This is a genomic window from Billgrantia zhangzhouensis (assembly GCF_021404465.1).
Classification (GTDB): domain Bacteria; phylum Pseudomonadota; class Gammaproteobacteria; order Pseudomonadales; family Halomonadaceae; genus Halomonas; species Halomonas zhangzhouensis.
Genome location: NZ_JABFTT010000015.1, coordinates 98,738 through 114,143 on the forward strand (window position 1 = coordinate 98,738; position 15,406 = coordinate 114,143).

16 protein-coding genes are annotated in these 15,406 nt (G+C 63.4%); 8 read left to right on the plus strand and 8 right to left on the minus strand.

Features of this window, described 5'->3' with window-relative positions:
• Positions 1-377: 377 nt before the first annotated feature.
• Both HOP51_RS18130 and HOP51_RS18135 read right to left on the minus strand, forming a co-directional pair.
• A complete protein-coding gene (locus HOP51_RS18130; RefSeq protein ID WP_234275287.1) occupies positions 378-1,445 on the minus strand; it encodes a metal-dependent hydrolase in 1,068 nt (355 codons plus the stop codon).
• A gap of 28 nt (positions 1,446-1,473) precedes the next feature.
• Positions 1,474-2,010, minus strand: a complete 537-nt coding sequence (locus tag HOP51_RS18135; RefSeq protein WP_234275288.1) for a DNA-3-methyladenine glycosylase I — start codon at positions 2,008-2,010, stop codon at positions 1,474-1,476.
• 91 nt (positions 2,011-2,101) lie between these two features.
• Between HOP51_RS18135 and HOP51_RS18140 the strand changes: the two genes are divergently transcribed.
• From HOP51_RS18140 to HOP51_RS18150, 3 genes are read left to right on the plus strand one after another with little or no spacing between them, the layout of a single operon-like run.
• Positions 2,102-2,599 carry a DUF411 domain-containing protein gene (locus HOP51_RS18140; protein WP_234275289.1) on the plus strand — a complete coding sequence of 166 codons (498 nt, stop codon included), beginning with the start codon at positions 2,102-2,104 and terminating at the stop codon, positions 2,597-2,599.
• Between the two features lie 32 nt (positions 2,600-2,631).
• The gene (gloA, locus tag HOP51_RS18145) at positions 2,632-3,072 is read left to right on the plus strand and encodes a lactoylglutathione lyase (protein WP_234275290.1); all 441 of its coding nucleotides are present in this window, start codon (positions 2,632-2,634) and stop codon (positions 3,070-3,072) included.
• A gap of 34 nt (positions 3,073-3,106) precedes the next feature.
• Entirely contained in the window at positions 3,107-3,562 is a 456-nt protein-coding gene (locus HOP51_RS18150; RefSeq protein WP_234275291.1) for an META domain-containing protein, read from the plus strand.
• 267 nt (positions 3,563-3,829) lie between these two features.
• Here the strand turns inward: HOP51_RS18150 and HOP51_RS18155 are convergent, their stop codons facing one another.
• From HOP51_RS18155 to HOP51_RS18175, 5 genes are all read right to left on the minus strand, one after another.
• Complete coding sequence (locus tag HOP51_RS18155) at positions 3,830-4,567, minus strand: phosphatase PAP2 family protein (protein WP_234275292.1); 738 nt, start codon at positions 4,565-4,567, stop codon at positions 3,830-3,832.
• A 347-nt stretch (positions 4,568-4,914) separates the two neighbouring features.
• Complete coding sequence (locus HOP51_RS18160) at positions 4,915-7,764, minus strand: valine--tRNA ligase (protein ID WP_234275293.1); 2,850 nt, start codon at positions 7,762-7,764, stop codon at positions 4,915-4,917.
• Positions 7,765-8,064: 300 nt separating this feature from the next.
• Positions 8,065-8,505 (minus strand): DNA polymerase III subunit chi, encoded by a 441-nt coding sequence (locus HOP51_RS18165; RefSeq protein ID WP_234275294.1) that lies wholly within the window; start codon positions 8,503-8,505, stop codon positions 8,065-8,067.
• Positions 8,506-8,695: 190 nt separating this feature from the next.
• Positions 8,696-9,757, minus strand: coding sequence for a branched-chain amino acid aminotransferase (locus tag HOP51_RS18170; RefSeq protein ID WP_234275306.1), 1,062 nt, complete (start codon positions 9,755-9,757; stop codon positions 8,696-8,698).
• A gap of 166 nt (positions 9,758-9,923) precedes the next feature.
• On the minus strand, positions 9,924-11,444 hold the full coding sequence (locus HOP51_RS18175; RefSeq protein ID WP_234275295.1) for a leucyl aminopeptidase: 1,521 nt from the start codon (positions 11,442-11,444) through the stop codon (positions 9,924-9,926).
• Positions 11,445-11,561: 117 nt separating this feature from the next.
• On the opposite strand from HOP51_RS18175, the gene lptF reads away from it, so the two are divergent.
• From lptF to bfr, 5 genes are all read left to right on the plus strand, one after another.
• Entirely contained in the window at positions 11,562-12,641 is a 1,080-nt protein-coding gene (gene lptF / locus HOP51_RS18180) for an LPS export ABC transporter permease LptF (protein ID WP_234275296.1), read from the plus strand.
• Positions 12,641-13,705 (plus strand): LPS export ABC transporter permease LptG, encoded by a 1,065-nt coding sequence (gene lptG, locus HOP51_RS18185; RefSeq protein ID WP_234275297.1) that lies wholly within the window; start codon positions 12,641-12,643, stop codon positions 13,703-13,705. The genes lptF and lptG overlap by 1 nt, the downstream gene beginning before the upstream one ends.
• Before the next feature lie 73 nt (positions 13,706-13,778).
• Positions 13,779-14,264, plus strand: a complete 486-nt coding sequence (locus tag HOP51_RS18190; protein ID WP_234275298.1) for an RDD family protein — start codon at positions 13,779-13,781, stop codon at positions 14,262-14,264.
• 89 nt (positions 14,265-14,353) lie between these two features.
• Positions 14,354-14,560, plus strand: a complete 207-nt coding sequence (locus tag HOP51_RS18195) for a (2Fe-2S)-binding protein (protein ID WP_234275299.1) — start codon at positions 14,354-14,356, stop codon at positions 14,558-14,560.
• Between the two features lie 189 nt (positions 14,561-14,749).
• Complete coding sequence (gene bfr, locus HOP51_RS18200) at positions 14,750-15,232, plus strand: bacterioferritin (protein ID WP_234275300.1); 483 nt, start codon at positions 14,750-14,752, stop codon at positions 15,230-15,232.
• 56 nt (positions 15,233-15,288) lie between these two features.
• Here bfr and HOP51_RS18205 read toward each other — a convergent pair.
• Positions 15,289-15,406, minus strand: a 118-nt coding sequence (locus tag HOP51_RS18205) for a transposase (RefSeq protein WP_138143452.1), incomplete at its 5' end; no start/stop codon positions are given.

The following is a 15,406-nucleotide window of genomic DNA, read 5'->3' on the forward strand; positions in this document are numbered from 1 at the left end:
CCGACGAATTTGTGCGCGGTGCTGGAGCGCCAGCCCGGTCGAATCCTCACCTATACCCCATAGGCTCCGGTTGACTCGAAGCCTGCGGCTTCTCGCCCCTTCGGGGCCAGCCTTCGGCTGTTTGTCGCTTCGCTCGGTACTGTGCTCCGTGCGCCTTGCGACCCACAGGGATGTGGGAAGTGCGTTGGTTCGTCGGGAACGAACCTAGCCGCTTCATCCCGCTCGACGATTCATTATCGAGCATGGCCCTGCCGATAGGCAGGGCCTTTTGTCCTTTTGTTTTTGATATATTTTCGTATTTTCCGAATGCTTGTCGCGAAACAATGCGCTTTCTAGTGCAAAAAAAGCAAGCGTGCCGTGATCCTGGCCGCTCGCCTTCAGCAGGCTTGGGGAGTGTCTTCGACCCAGCGCTCGGCGACGAAGCCACTCGTGCATAGAGTGGCCTGCGCGTCGAGAATGCGTGCCCCTAGTTGACCTAGGGCATCCAGATCCGCGCGTGAATCGGGAGCGACCATCTCGGTGATTTGCAGCGGCTGCCATGCCTTATCTTCGCGTATCGCCAAGGCGTAGCTGAAGGCATAGAAGCCCGGGAAGCCCAGGCGCAGGTCGGTGGCGATCAGGGTCGCCCGGCCCTCCCACTCGCGCACCTCGTAGCGCAGGAAGGGGCCGGCAAACCAATCCAGCCGCTGGCCCTTTTCGAGCTCCAGGGAGGCCGGCTCGAGCTCGGCGCCGCGGCGAAAGGTCTCCACCATTGGCAGCGTACCGCCATCCAGCAAGCCCACCAGGGTTTCGTGGTGACGGTCGCCGTCAATGATCGTCACCCGCCACAGCAGCGTATTGAACGGAGTGGGTTGTACCAGTCGCGGTGCCTCCTCGAGGCCACGCTCGGCCAAGAGCGGCACCAACCGGTGCTCTACCACGCCCTTGGCGAGCATGGCGAAGAGCAGATAGGCGCAGGAGAGCGACAATCCCCAGGTGGGGCCGCGGAAGCCGTTGCCGCCGACCAGCGCGATGCCGATGCCTACCAGCAGCGGCAGGGTATAGAGCGGGTCGATGATGAATACCACCGGCCAGGCGCTGGGGCGTACATCGAGTGGCCACCAGATCTGGGTGCCGTAGGTGGTCAGCACATCGAGCAGCGGATGGGTCACCAGGCACAGCACGAAGTAGACCCACCAGCGACCCAGGGAAATGTCGCGGGCCGGGGCGAAGCGTCTGGCGAGCAATGCCAGCAACGTGCCGAGGCCCGTTAGTACGAACAGGGAGTGAGTGAAACCGCGATGCTCGGTGATGTTGGCCACCGCATCGCCATAGTCGAGGAAGACGTCGAGGTCGGGCAGAGTGCCCAGGACTGCGCCAACCAGTACCGCCTTGCGCCCCAGCCGTCGGCCCAGGACGGTTCCGCCTACCGCCGCGCCCAGTGCGGCCTGTGTCAGGGTATCCATGGCTTGTGTTCCTCGTACATGCGCTCGCTTAGGCCCCGTTCCACGCTGGGCAGAGGGAAAGGATGCGCTGATGAACGGGACAATCGTCACGATGGGCGCCGGGCAGGTAGCCGGTGCTCATGAGGAACTCGCCGACGATCTCCGGGCCGGTGAAGCGAAAGGTGCGGCGGAACAGCTTGACCCACTCTTCTTTCGTCAGCGGGTGATGATGGTCGAGCCAGCCGGCAAAGCTGCCATGCGTGTCGCGCAGGGTTTGAATCACCCCGGCATTGTGAATGACAGCCGCCACCTTGAGACGGTTGCGAATGATGCTGGCATCGTCGAGCAGTCGCTCGCGGTCGGCTTTGCCGAAGGCGGCAACCCTATCGATGTCGAAACGGTCAAAAGCACGACGGAATGCTTCGCGCTTCTTGAGCACGGTCAGCCATGACAGGCCGGCCTGGTTGATCTCCAGCACCAGACGTTCGAACAGCGCCGTGTCGTCTGTGACGGGAAAACCGTATTCATCGTCATGGTAGGGGCCATGCCACGGATGCCCCGGTGCCAGATCACAATAGTGCGACATTTCCGCCTCTTTCCCTTTGTAGGTGTTGGCAAGGCCGTGGTGGCTTGTCACGATTCATTATCTAGTCGCAACGCTTCAGGAGCCACCCCGCATGAAGATCCTACCCGCAAACCGAAAGACCACAAAGGTAACGGCGTTGTCGCTGCTGGCCGGTGGCGCACTGGCCCTTTACCTTGCCCTGACCCCGGGTGCCAGTATCCAAGCCGGTTCGGTGGTCGAGATGTATCAGGACCCGAACTGCGGTTGCTGCACGGATTGGGCCGAACACCTCCGGGAGGCAGGCTTCGAGGTACGCCAGCACAAGGCCCGCGACATGCGTTCGGTGAAGATCGAACACGGCGTCGCTCCCGAGCTGGCTTCCTGCCATACGGCACTGATCGAGGGCTATGTGATCGAGGGCCATGTGCCGGCCGCCGACATCAAGCGCCTGCTCGACGAGCGGCCCGACGTGGTAGGACTGACGGTGCCAGGCATGCCCCATGGATCGCCGGGCATGGAGACGGGGCGTTACGACGACTACGCTGTGATGACCTGGCGGCATGAGGACCGGACGCCGGCCATATTTAGCGAGTATAATACTCACGATTGATTCGCCGAAAGCCAGGACGACAAGGAGAACTCATGCAGTACCTGCACACCATGGTTCGAGTCAGCGACCTGGATGCGTCGCTGCGTTTCTACTGCGACTTGCTGGGGCTGAAGGAAGTGAGGCGCAAGGAGAACGAGAAGGGACGCTTCACCTTGGTTTTTCTCGCCGCACCCGAGGACGAGTCGCGTTCCGCCGAACTCAAGGCGCCGGAACTCGAGCTGACCTACAACTGGGATCCCGAAGAGTACGGCGGTGGGCGCAATTTCGGTCACCTAGCCTATCGGGTCGATGACATTTATGCCCTATGCGAACGGCTACAGGCAGGCGGAGTGACCATCAACCGGCCACCCCGCGATGGTCACATGGCTTTCGTGCGCAGCCCGGACGGCATCTCCATCGAATTGCTGCAGAAGGGCGAGGCGCTGCCGCCCAAGGAGCCCTGGGCTTCGATGGAAAATACCGGAACATGGTAAGAACTCGCGACGAGAATAAGGAACGAATCTCTCGATGATCAAGACTCTGCCAGGCCGAGCGCTGCTGCCGGTACTCGTCGCCATGACCCTGGCTGCGTGCGGCGGCAAGCCGACCGAGCCAGCTCGTCAAGATACCCCTCGTGCCAGCAGCGACCATCCAGTCGTGGGGCAACGCTGGAACCTGTTACTGATGGGGACGGACGAGCGGCTCTCCATGCCGGAAACGCCTCACTTCGTGGTTTCTCCCGATGGCCGCGTGTCCGGCAGCGACGGCTGCAACCAGATCAACGGGCGGGTAAACCTCGACGAGGGCAACCGTATCCAGTTCAGTGAGCTGGGTACTACCCGCCGGGGCTGCCCTCAGCTAGAGGATGCCCGGCGTGTGACCGGGATGATGGAGAACGCCTACCGCTACCTCATCGATCATGACCGGCTGGTATTCTTCGGCCGCGACCAGCGGGTGCTGGGCGGCTGGCGAAAAGCGAATTGAGGCCATGAAAAAGCGCGGCCGAGACCGCGCTTATTTCTCACCTATAGGAATAGGCAAGCGACTTTCCTGGGCTTTGCATGAAAAAGTCGGCGAGCGAAGGCCAGGGCTAGGCCCGTTCCCCACGGGCCAACGCACTTCCCACATCCCTGTGGGTCGCAGTCGCAAGGCAAAAATCAGCGAGAAAATGGAGCTTACGTATTGTAAATGAGTACTTTGAGCTGATTTTTAACGCCGTATGGCCAAGCGCAGCCAGTTTTCAGGCATAGCCTAGCGGCTTGGGAGAGCGTTGCGTACCTTAACCAGCCCGGCAGTGATCGCCCGTGCCAGCCCCGGCCCCAGCGGCGTAAGAAGAATCCAGGGAGTAATGATCAGGTTGATGGCCACGGCGGCGAAGTAGACGTCGCTGAACCAGTGGCCGCCACTGAGAATGCGCGGCGCGCTGAGAATCAGGGCCGCCACGAGGCTCACCAGCATGGCCCGGATGCCGGCGAAGCGCCACATGAATGCCGTGAACAGGAACAGGTTCACACCGTGGTCGCCGGGAAAGCTCGACCCCGAGCTGTCCTTGGTGGCGAAATCGACCATCTCCGTCACCAGATTGACATTGTCGTACACCAGGGTGGGGCTGGGGTGGGTATAAGGTACGACCAGGCGCACGCCCTGGGCAATGAACACCGCCGACAGCAGCATGACGATGCCGATGCCGCCCCAGCGCATCATGCGGTGCCGCGGCTGGGGATCATAGTGGTGTATCGCCCACAGATAGATGGCGAGCAGCACCAGCAGGCTGAACACGTCGAACAGGCGATTGTTAATAGCTGCCACGAACAGCACCCAGGCTTCGTTGTCTTCGCTCAGCCAGGCATTGGTAATGAAGAAAACGGCGTCGTCCAGCTCGGTCCAGAATAGCAGGCCTGGCGAAAGCCAGGACCACACCAGCAGGGCGCCCAGCAGGTTGAAGAGCAGGATGCGTCCTGGCGCGAAGGTCGGTTCGGTATGAAGCATGAGGGCATCGGCACGCGTTGATGAACGATAGCCTCATTCTATGTGAAAGTCGCGTTGCAGAACAGTGTTCCCTAATTCTCCCTATCTTCTAACAAGGACGCGCTGCACAAATTGACGAGCGAGATGAAGCGCACGGAGCACAGAACCGAGCGAAGCGAATGCGCAGGCCGTCGACCTGATCGAGATCTTCCTGCGGTTCGGCGACCAGCCGGCCGCCTCCGGATCGCTCATGCTGCAGAGCAGTGGGCGGATCGCCCCGAGCGTCAAGCCGTGGCTCTGGCTGGCCATGGTGCTGTGTCGTCCCGGGGCATTCGCTTCATCTCCTGGCGGCAGTGTCGGGCCGCTAGTTAAAGCGCGGCGATCTTGTCGCGCTGTTCGAGCAGCACGGCTCGGGCCGCCTGGTATTCCTTGAGCTTGCCGCGCTCCTTCTCGACCACCGCTTCCGGCGCCTTGGCGACGAAGCTTTCGTTGGAAAGCTTCTTCTCGATGCCGCCAATCAGCTTGTCCTGCTTGTCGATCTCCTTGGCCAGGCGGGCGAGCTCGGCGTCCTTGTCGATCAGGTCGGCCATGGGCACCAGCACCTCCATGTCGCCGACCAACTGGGTGGCCGACAGCGGCGCCTCGCTCGGGTCGTCGAGCCAGGTAGTGCTTTCCAGCTTGGCCAGCTTGGCGAGGAACAGGCGGTTGGCCTTGAGGCGCTCGCGATCGGCCGCAGAGCCCTTGGTCAGCAGCACGTCGAGCGGCTTGCCGGGGGCAATGTTCATCTCGGCGCGCACGTTGCGCACCGCCACGATCACGCCCTTGAGCCACTCGATGTCGAGGGTTGCCTGCTCGTCGATCTTCTCCTGCTCGGCCATGGGCCAAGGCTGCGCCATGATCGACTCGGCGCCGTCGCCCGTTGCCTTGCCCGCCAGCGGTGCCACGCGCTGCCAGATTTCCTCGCTGATGTAGGGCATCATCGGGTGGGACAGGCGCAGAATCGCCTCCAGCACCCGTACCAGGGTACGACGGGTGCCGCGCTTGGCTGCCTCGCTGGCGCCCTCGTCCCACAGCACCGGTTTGGAGAGCTCCAGGTACCAGTCGCAGTATTCGTTCCAGACGAACTCGTAGAGCGCCTGGGAGGCATGATCGAAGCGGAATTCCTCCATCGCTTTGGTCACTTGGGCCTCGGTCTGCTGCAGCCGCGAGACGATCCAGCGGTCGGCCAGCGACAGCTCAACATCGCCGCCATCCGCTCCGCAATCCTGGCCCTCGGCGTTCATCAGCACGTAGCGCGAGGCGTTCCACAGCTTGTTGCAGAAGTTGCGGTAGCCGTCGAGCCGGCCCATGTCGAACTTGATGTCGCGTCCGGTGGTGGCCTGGGAGAGGAAGGTGAAGCGCAGCGCGTCGGTGCCGTGGGGTTCGATGCCCTCGGGGAACTCGGCGCGGGTGGCCTTGGCGATCGCCTTGGCCTTCTGCGGCTGCATCATGTTGCCGGTGCGCTTCTCGAGCAGCGCGTCCAGGCTGATGCCGTCGATCAGGTCAATGGGGTCGAGCACGTTACCCTTCGACTTGGACATCTTCTGGCCCTGGCCGTCGCGCACCAGGCCGTGGACGTAGACGGTCCTGAACGGCACCTCGCCGGTGAACTTGAGGGTCAGCATGATCATCCGCGCGACCCAGAAGAAGATGATGTCGAAGCCGGTGACCAGCACGCTGGAGGGGTGGAAGGTCGCCAGCTCCGGGGTCTGCTCCGGCCAGCCCAGGGTGCCAAAGGTCCACAGGCCCGAGCTGAACCAGGTGTCGAGCACGTCCTCGTCCTGGGTCAGGGCGACGTCGGCGGAAAGACCATGCTTCTCGCGCGCCTCGGCCTCGGTGCGGGCGACATAGACGTTGCCCTCACTGTCGTACCAGGCGGGAATGCGGTGGCCCCACCACAGCTGGCGCGAGATGCACCAGTCCTGCAGATCGCGCATCCACGAGAAGTACATGTTCTCGTAATTCTTGGGCACGAACTGGATGTCGCCGTTCTCCACCGCGGCGATGGCGGGCTTGGCCAGGCTCTCCACGGCGACGAACCACTGGTCCGTCAGCAGCGGTTCGATGACGTCGCCGGAGCGGTCGCCGTAGGGCAGGGTGTTGTTGACCGTCTCGATCTGCTCGAGCAGGCCGGCGGCCTCCATGTCGGCGACGATCCGCTTGCGCGCCTCGAAGCGGTCGAGGCCGGCGTAGGCCTGGGGCAGGCTGGGGTCGATCTCGGGCAGCGGGCGGCCCTGGATGTCGAAGGCCTCGGCCTGGGGCAGGATCGCCGCGTCCTGGGTGAAGACGTTGATCAGCGGCAGGCCGTGGCGGCGTCCCACCTCGTAGTCGTTGAAGTCGTGGGCCGGGGTGATCTTCACGCAGCCGGAGCCCTTCTCCATGTCGGCGTGCTCGTCGGCGACGATGGGAATGCGCCGTCCCACCAATGGCAGCTCGACGAACTTGCCGATCAGCGAGGCGTAGCGCGGGTCCTCGGGGTTCACCGCCACGCCGGTATCGCCGAGCAGGGTCTCGGGGCGGGTGGTGGCGACGACCAGGTAGCCGAGGCCGGCGTCGGTCTTCACGCCGTCGGCCAGCGGATAGCGGAAGTGCCAGAACTGGCCCTGCTGCTCGCGGTTTTCGACTTCGAGGTCGGAGATGGCGGTATGCAGGGTCGGGTCCCAGTTGACCAGGCGCTTGCCGCGATAGATCAGGTCCTCTTCATAGAGCCGCACGAAGACTTCCTGCACTGCCTTGTAGAAGCCGTCGTCCATGGTGAAGCGTTCGCGCGACCAGTCGACACTGGCGCCCATGCGGCGCAGCTGGCGGGTGATATGGCCGCCGGATTCTTGCTTCCACTCCCACACTTTGTCGATGAAGGCGTCGCGGCCCAGGTCGTGGCGTGTCTTGCCCTCTTCGGCGGCGACCTTGCGCTCCACTAGCATCTGGGTGGCAATACCGGCGTGGTCGGTGCCCACCTGCCACAGGGTGTTGTTGCCCTGCATGCGACGCCAGCGGATCAGCGTATCCATGATGGTGTCCTGGAACGCGTGGCCCATGTGCAGGCTGCCGGTGACGTTGGGCGGCGGGATCATGATCGAGTAGGGTTCGCCCTCGCCCGAGGGGGCGAAGCGGCCGTCAGCCTCCCAGCGCTCGTACCAGCGGGATTCGATCTGCTCGGGTTGGTAGGTCTTGTCCATGGGGCGTTCCGGGTCCAGAAATGATCGCCGCCGGTCGTGGGACCGGGCGGCGGGAAGTCGTCGAAAGCGTGCGAAAAATGGGCTCGATTATAGCGCGATGGGGCGCTTGGCGTCAGCCAACCAAGTGGCCATTCCCAGCGAAGCTGCACGGAGTCGGGGCTGATCCGGGGGCAGGCCTGCGAGGAGGCGCTGTGAACCCATCCCTGGGCGCTACTTTTGCCATCCATGGCAAAAGACCTCCTCTTCGGCCTGCCCCCGGCGCCCCTCACCTCGGCGCCCCTCGCTTTGGTGCCTTGGGGCTCAGCCGCGTAGCTGATGCGCTTTGACGGGATAACCGCGCTGCTTGTAGGTCTGCCAGCACTCGCGCTTGACGACGAGTACCTGCTGGTGCTGGTTGATGATCTCGGCGACCCGCTCGAAGCGCGAGAACCACTCGGGGATACCCGGGTCGAGGTTGAGCAGCGCCATGGGGGCTTCGGGATTCGGCTCGGGCGGGTGCTCCCAGCCGATGGTCACCGCCACGCTCTCGGCCATCTCGCTGCCGAGCAGGGCATGGGGCAGGTAGGCCTCGGGGCGGAAGGTCCACAGCCGCTCGTCGAGGTCGCTGGCCATGGCCTCGTTCTCGGCGTGTAGATGCAGCCGGTAGCCTTTGCCGGCGATGGTCTCGGCCAGCCGACAGGCGAAGTCGAGCCGTGCTTCCAGCGTGGTGTCGGGGAGGATGTAGAAATCTACTTGGGTCATGGCAGCCTTGGAGGTTGGAGCCGCTTCTGCCGATTGCAGGGCGAGGCTATGTCGCCAGCAGGTCTACGAGGAGGCGCTGTGAACCCATCCTTGGGCGCTACATTCGTCATCCCTGACGAATGACCTCCTCTTCGGCCTGCTGCCGACCGCCTCGCGAGGCGTTGGCCGGCACCTGGCGTCGCGGGTGGCGTCAGACCAGCCTAGTCAACCAGCCGTGCTTGTCTTCGGCGCGACCGTACTGCAGATCAAGCAGCTTGCCGCGCAGTCGCTTGGCGACCTCGTTGCCGGCGTCGGGCATCTGCACGGTGCCCTCTTCGGTGACCAGCTGGCCCACCGGGGTGATCACCGCGGCGGTGCCGCAGGCGAAGACTTCGGCGATGTCGCCGGAAGCCACGCCGTCGCGCCATTCGTCGATGCTGATGGCGCGCTCCTCCGGGGTGAAGCCTTCGTCGCGGCCGAGGGTGAGCACCGAGTCGCGGGTCACGCCTTCGAGGATGGTGTCGGTCAGGCGCGGGGTGACCAGGCGGCCGTCCTTGTAGACGAAGAACAGGTTCATGCCGCCCAGTTCCTCGATCCACTTGTTCTCGGCGGCGTCGAGGAAGGCAACCTGGCTGCAGCCGTGCTTTTCGGCTTCCTTCTGGGCCGCCAGTGAGGCGGCATAATTGCCGCCGCACTTGGCGAAGCCGGTGCCGCCGGGGGCGGCGCGCTTGTAATGCGAGGAGAGCCAGATCGACACCGGGGCGATGCCGCCCTTGAAGTAAGCGCCGGCGGGGGAGGCGATCACGTAGTAGTCGACCTCCTGAGCCGGACGCACGCCGAGGAACTTCTCGCTGGCGATCATGAACGGGCGTAGGTAGAGGCTCGATTCATCGGCCTCGTCGCGGGGCGTTGGCACCCAGGCGTGGTCCTGGGCGAGCAGCGCCTTGAGCGAGCCGACGAAGTCTTCGTCGCTGAGTTCGGGCAGTGCCAGGCGACGGGCACTGCGGCGGAAGCGTTCGGCATTCTTCTCCGGGCGGAACGACCACACCGAGCCGTCGGCGTGGCGGTAGGCCTTGATGCCCTCGAAGATCTCCTGGCCGTAGTGCAGCACGGCCGCCGCCGGGTCGAGGGTCAACGGGCCGTAGGGGCGTACCTCGTGGCCATGCCAGCCGGCCTCGGTCGTCCAGCGCACGTGGGCCATGTGGTCGCTGAAGTAACGACCGAAACCGGGGTTGGCGAGGATGTCGTCGCGAATGTTGGCTGCCGTGGGCATGGCGCTTGGCAGTATCTCGAAGGTTGCGTTGGGCACGGCAAATGGTTCTCCGCTATGCCGGGGTTCCGGCGTTTTCTTGGGCTTATCGCACACCTCGGACCAGGCGGCCCGAGGCTTGTTGCGTCAGATGTAACGGTTGCCGACGAGGATGGCAACCTTGGTGATGTCAGCTCTCGTTCTCGACCTGGCGCGCTTCCTCCTCACGGTCGAGCAGGTACTGGGTCAGCAGCCCCACCGGGCGGCCGCTGGCGCCTTTCTGCTTGCCCGAGGTCCAGGCGGTGCCAGCGATGTCCAGGTGTGCCCAGGGGAACTTGTCGGCGAAGCGAGAGAGGAAGCAGGCGGCGGTGATGGTGCCGGCCGGGCGCCCGCCGATATTGGCCATGTCGGCGAAGTTGGAGTCGAGCTGCTCCTTGTACTCGTCCCACAGCGGCAGGTGCCAGGCGCGGTCCCAGGCCGCTTCGCCGGCGTCGAGCAGGTCGAGCGCCAGATCGTCGTCGTTGGAGAGCAGGCCGGTGGCATGGTGACCCAGGGCGATGATGGCGGCCCCGGTGAGGGTAGCGATGTCGACCACGCTGGCAGGCTCGAAGCGCTCGGCGTAGGTCAGGGCGTCACACAGCACCAGGCGACCCTCGGCGTCGGTGTTGAGTACTTCGACGGTAAGGCCTTTCAGCGTCTTGATGATGTCGCCGGGCTTGGTGGCGCGGCCGTCAGGCATGTTTTCGGCGGCGGCGACGATGAACACCAGGTTGAGCTTGGGTCGAATGCCGAGCATGGCCTTGGCGGCGCCGAACACGCTGGCCGCCCCGCACATGTCGAACTTCATCTCGTCCATGGCCTCGCCGGGCTTGAGCGAGATGCCGCCGGTATCGAAGGTGATGCCCTTGCCCACCAACACGTGGGGTGCCTCGTCGGCGCTCTCTGCGCCCTGGTATTTCATCACGATCAGCCGTGAGGGCTGTTCGCTGCCGCGGCCCACCGATAGCAGGCTGTGGGCGCCAAGTTCCTCCAAGGCGGCTTCGTCGAGGATTTCGACCTCGAGAACTCCCCCCGACTCGCGGCCGAGCTGTTCGGCCTGCTCGGCCAGATAGCTCGGCGTGCAGACGTTGCCCGGCAGGTTGCCCAGGGTGCGGGTGTAGGCCACGCCCTGGCCCACGGCATCGCCAATGCGCGCACCCTCGCGCGCCTCGTCCGTGGTGTCGGCGTCGCTGAGCAGCAGAGTGACTTTCTCGAGCCGCGGGCGTGGGGCCTTTTCCGACTTGAATTCGTCGAAACGATAGACGGCGCGATGCACGGCCTCGGCGGTCATGCGGCTCTTCCAGGCCACGTTGCGCTCCGGCACAGGCACGTCAGTGAAGGCCACCGCAACGTCCTCGATCATCATCCCGGCAATGCTGGAGAAGGCGGCGTCCAGCGCCTTGATGAAGGCACGTTCCTGGCTCTTGTCGCGCTCACCCAGGCCCACCAGCAGCAGGCGATCGGCACCGAGACCGGGGGCGAAAGGAATCAGTTGTACGTTGCCCAGCTTTGCGTCGAAGTCGCCGCGCTCGATCAGTTGGCCGATCAGTCGTTCGCTGGCATCGTCGAGCTTGGCGGCGGCGGGCAGCAGGTCGCCGTCCTTGAAAACCGGTACCACGAGGCAGGCCGCTTCGGCCTTGGCGGGATTGGCCGTCTGAACTGGGAATTCCATGGTGACTCCACAAGACAAGCGATGGGGGATTCTGGATAATGCCGGCACGGCTCCAGGCCACTGCCGAATCACCCAAGTGTACTCAAGGCATGGCGCCATTGCATGGAAGACCGCTGCATGATCATTTTTCGTTACCTGGCCCGTGAAATCCTGCTCACCATGGCCGCCGTTGCCGGCGTGCTGTTACTGGTCATCATGGGCAGCCGGTTCATCCGCTATTTCACCGATGCCGCGGAAGGCGACATTCCCGCCACCATCCTCGGCAACCTGATGCTGTACCACTTGCCCGGCTTTCTCGAGCTGATCCTACCGTTGGCCTTCTTCCTTGGAATTCTACTGGCCTATGGACAGCTTTACCTGAACAGCGAGATCACCGTGCTGGTGGCCTGCGGTATCAGCCCCGTGCGCTTGCTGCTGGTCAGCCTGGTGCCGGCCACCCTGGTGGCAGTGCTGGTGGGGTTGTGCAGCTTGTGGTTGACGCCGGCGGGTGCGCTGCACAATGCGGTGATGCTCGAGGAGCAGCGCAGCCAGCTCGACTTCACCGCTCTGGCGCCAGGGCGTTTTCAGGACTTCGGCGGTGGCCGTACCGCTTATACCGAGGCCTTCAGCGACGACGGCAGCCGCATGGTCGAGGTGTTCATCAGCGAGCGCCAGCGGCGCCACGACGGTACCCCGGAAACCGCCGTGACGCGTGCCGGCAGCGGCTATCAGACCGTCGACCCTGAAACGGGTAGCCGCTTCCTGGTGCTGGCCGACGGCGAGCGTTACAGCGTCGAGCCGGGGCGCTTCGAAGCCGAGCGGCTGAAGTTCGATACCTATGCTGTGCGGCTCTCGCTCGGCGGTGAGAGGCGTGAGCTGGAGTCGATGGAATACGCCACTACCGGCACATTGCTGAGCGACGACTCCGCCCGCGCCCGTGCCCAACTTCAGTGGCGACTCTCGCAGCCGGCGATGGTCTTCATCCTGACCTTGCTGGCGATGCCGCTCTCACGGGTCAACCCGCGTCAGGGGCGTTTCGCCAAGCTGTTGCCGGCGATCTTCCTGCACGTTTGCTATCTCAGTCTGTTGCTTGCCGCGCTGGATGCCATCGGTCGCGGATCGCTGCCGGCAACGATCGGCATGTGGCCGATTCATTTGGTGTTTCTGGCGCTGGGCCTGGGCCTGCTGATGCACAACCAGCGTAGGGGGATGCGTTGATGCTGACGGATCGTCTCGATCGCTATATTGCCCGCAACGTGCTGGGCGCGATCATCGTCGTCCAGGTGGTGCTGCTCGGCCTCGACCTGGTGATTTCGTATATCAACGATCTCGACGACGTGGAGGGCGGTTACGGCGCCTTCCAGGTGCTGCTCTACCTGTTGATGCGCCTGCCCTGGCGCTTCTACCAGTATGCCCCGGTGGCGGTGCTGATCGGGGCGCTGATCGGCCTGGGCAGCATGGCCTCGAGCAACGAACTGACGGTGATGCGCGCTGCGGGGCGCTCGCTGACGCGCATTCTATGGGGGGTAATGAAGCCCATCATCCTGGTGGTGGCGGTGGTGCTGCTGATTGCCGAGTACGTCAGCCCGCGCACCGAGCAGTTCGCCAGCGCTTGGCGTCTGGAGCAGATGCAGGGCGAGGGAACGGTGTTGGCTCAGTATGGAGGCTGGCAGCGGGAGGGCGACAGCGTCTATCGTTTCGGCGCCATTCGCGCCGACGACACCGTGCTCGACCTGACTCGCTACCGCTTCGAGGGGCGTAAGTTGAGCGAGGCTACCACAGCGGAGCGTGCCGTGTGGCGCGACGGCAGTTGGCTGCTGGAGGAGGTGGCCGTTACCCGTTTCTTCGATGACCGCACCGAGGCCGAGCGTCTTGCCGAGCAGCCCTGGCAGACCAGCCTGACGCCTGCCCAGCTCAATCGCTTGCTGCTGCCGATCAACATCCAGGCCCCCAGCGAGCTGTGGGCCTATGCACGCTTCCTGCACAGCCAGGGGCTGCAGGCGACCCAGCCACTGCTCTACTTCTGGCAGAAGATGCTGATGCCATTGACCATGGCCTCGCTGGTCCTGGTGGCGGCTTCGTTCGTGTTCGGCCCGCTGCGCACTGTGGCGGCGGGCACGCGGGTATTCTACGGGGTGGTGGTCGGACTGTCGTTCAAGTACCTTCAGGACCTGCTGGCACCGGCCTCGATGGTGTTCGGTTTCTCCCCGGTCTGGGCCGTGCTGGCGCCGACCCTGCTCAGCGCCGCACTGGGACTTTACCTGCTGCGCCGCACCGGCTGACGACGGCTCGGCGGCAGTGGATGGCACCTGCGTCTTTCGGGTCGACCGAAAGGCGTGCTAGGAAGAGACAGCAATGCAACGACGTTTCGATCAACTCGACGATGTGTGGCCAGCCGGCCTAGCTCGTCGCCTGGGCGCCATGCTCTATGACGCCTTTCTGGTGGCGGCGATCTGGATTCTGATTACCGTGCTGCACGTGGCTTTCGTGCGTTACGTGCTGGGCCTGGGCGCCGCGGAGGTTGGAGCGGGAGCGCCGCAGCGTCTTACGTTGCAGTTGCTACTGTTGGTGGGCGCCTTCCTGTTCTTCGCTTTCTCCTGGATGCGGGGCGGAATGACGCTGGGCATGCAGGCCTGGCGCCTGCGCGTGCAGACTCTCGACGGTCATTCGATCACGCTGGTGCAGAGCCTGGTGCGTTATGTAGTGGCCTGGCTGTCTCTGGCCGCCTTTGGTCTCGGTTATCTCTGGGCGCTGTTCGATACCGAGCGCCGCAGCTGGCCGGATATCGTCTCGCGAACGCGCGTGGTGGTGTTGCCCAAGGCGAGACGCGGGCGGAAATGATTCTGATCAAAAAATAGTCGGCCCACCTCTTGCGATAGCCTATGCGAATCATTTACATTAACTATCGTAAGCACAGCGAGGTGATGTCGATGTACGTATGTCTTTGCAAGGGCGTATCGGACCGCAAGATCCGCGAGAGCGTGGAGGGCGGTGCGCGTAGCTGGCGGGAAGTACAGCAGGAGACCGGCTGCGGTACCCAGTGCGGGAAGTGCGCCTGTGTCGGCAAGACTATCACTCGCGAAGCGATCAAGGCTGAAGTCATGGCCTCGGCCTGCGATTTGGCCTACGCCGTATAGCGTTCGGCGCCTGTCACTGGTTCACTACTGCCAATCTCTCTCATTCTTGTTGCCATTACTCCAACTGACTGTCCCAGTTGGATTTTTTGTTTCTTTGGGCTAATACTATCTACAATAATTCCACCAAGCGTAAGTTACGGCAAGGCCCAAGGTCGACGAGAGACCGACGAGACAAAGGGGAGACAGTCAATGAAAGGCGATGCCAAGGTCATCGAGCACCTCAACAAGGCCCTCGGCAATGAGCTCGTGGCAATCAACCAGTACTTCCTGCATGCCAAGATGTACAAGGACTGGGGCCTCAAGGCGCTGGCCAAGTGGGAGTACGACGAATCCATCGATGAAATGAAGCATGCCGACAAACTGATCGAGCGCATCCTGTTTCTCGAGGGCATACCCAACCTCCAGGATCTCGGCAAACTGCACATCGGCGAGAACGTGCGCGAAATGCTCGAGTGCGATCTCAAGATCGAGCATGAAGGACGCGAGGGCTACATCGAGGCCATCGCCTACTGCGAGCAGGTCAAGGATTACGTCTCACGCGACCTGCTCCGTGAGATCCTGGCCGACGAGGAAGAACATATCGATCATATCGAGACTGAGCTCGGCTTGATCGACAAGGTGGGCATCGAGAATTACATGCTGCGCCAGATGCAGGAAGCCGGCGACGAATGAGGTCGCGACCGTTTGCCATGCCACCGGTGCCCAAGGGCGCCGGTTTTTTATTAGGTTCATCGCACTTTGCCGGGAAACGCGGCACGGATCTTCAGGAAGAAGTACGCCGTGTCGCGATACCCGTAGGCCATCCGCTTGATGACCTTGATTCGGTTGTTCATGCCCTCCAGCACA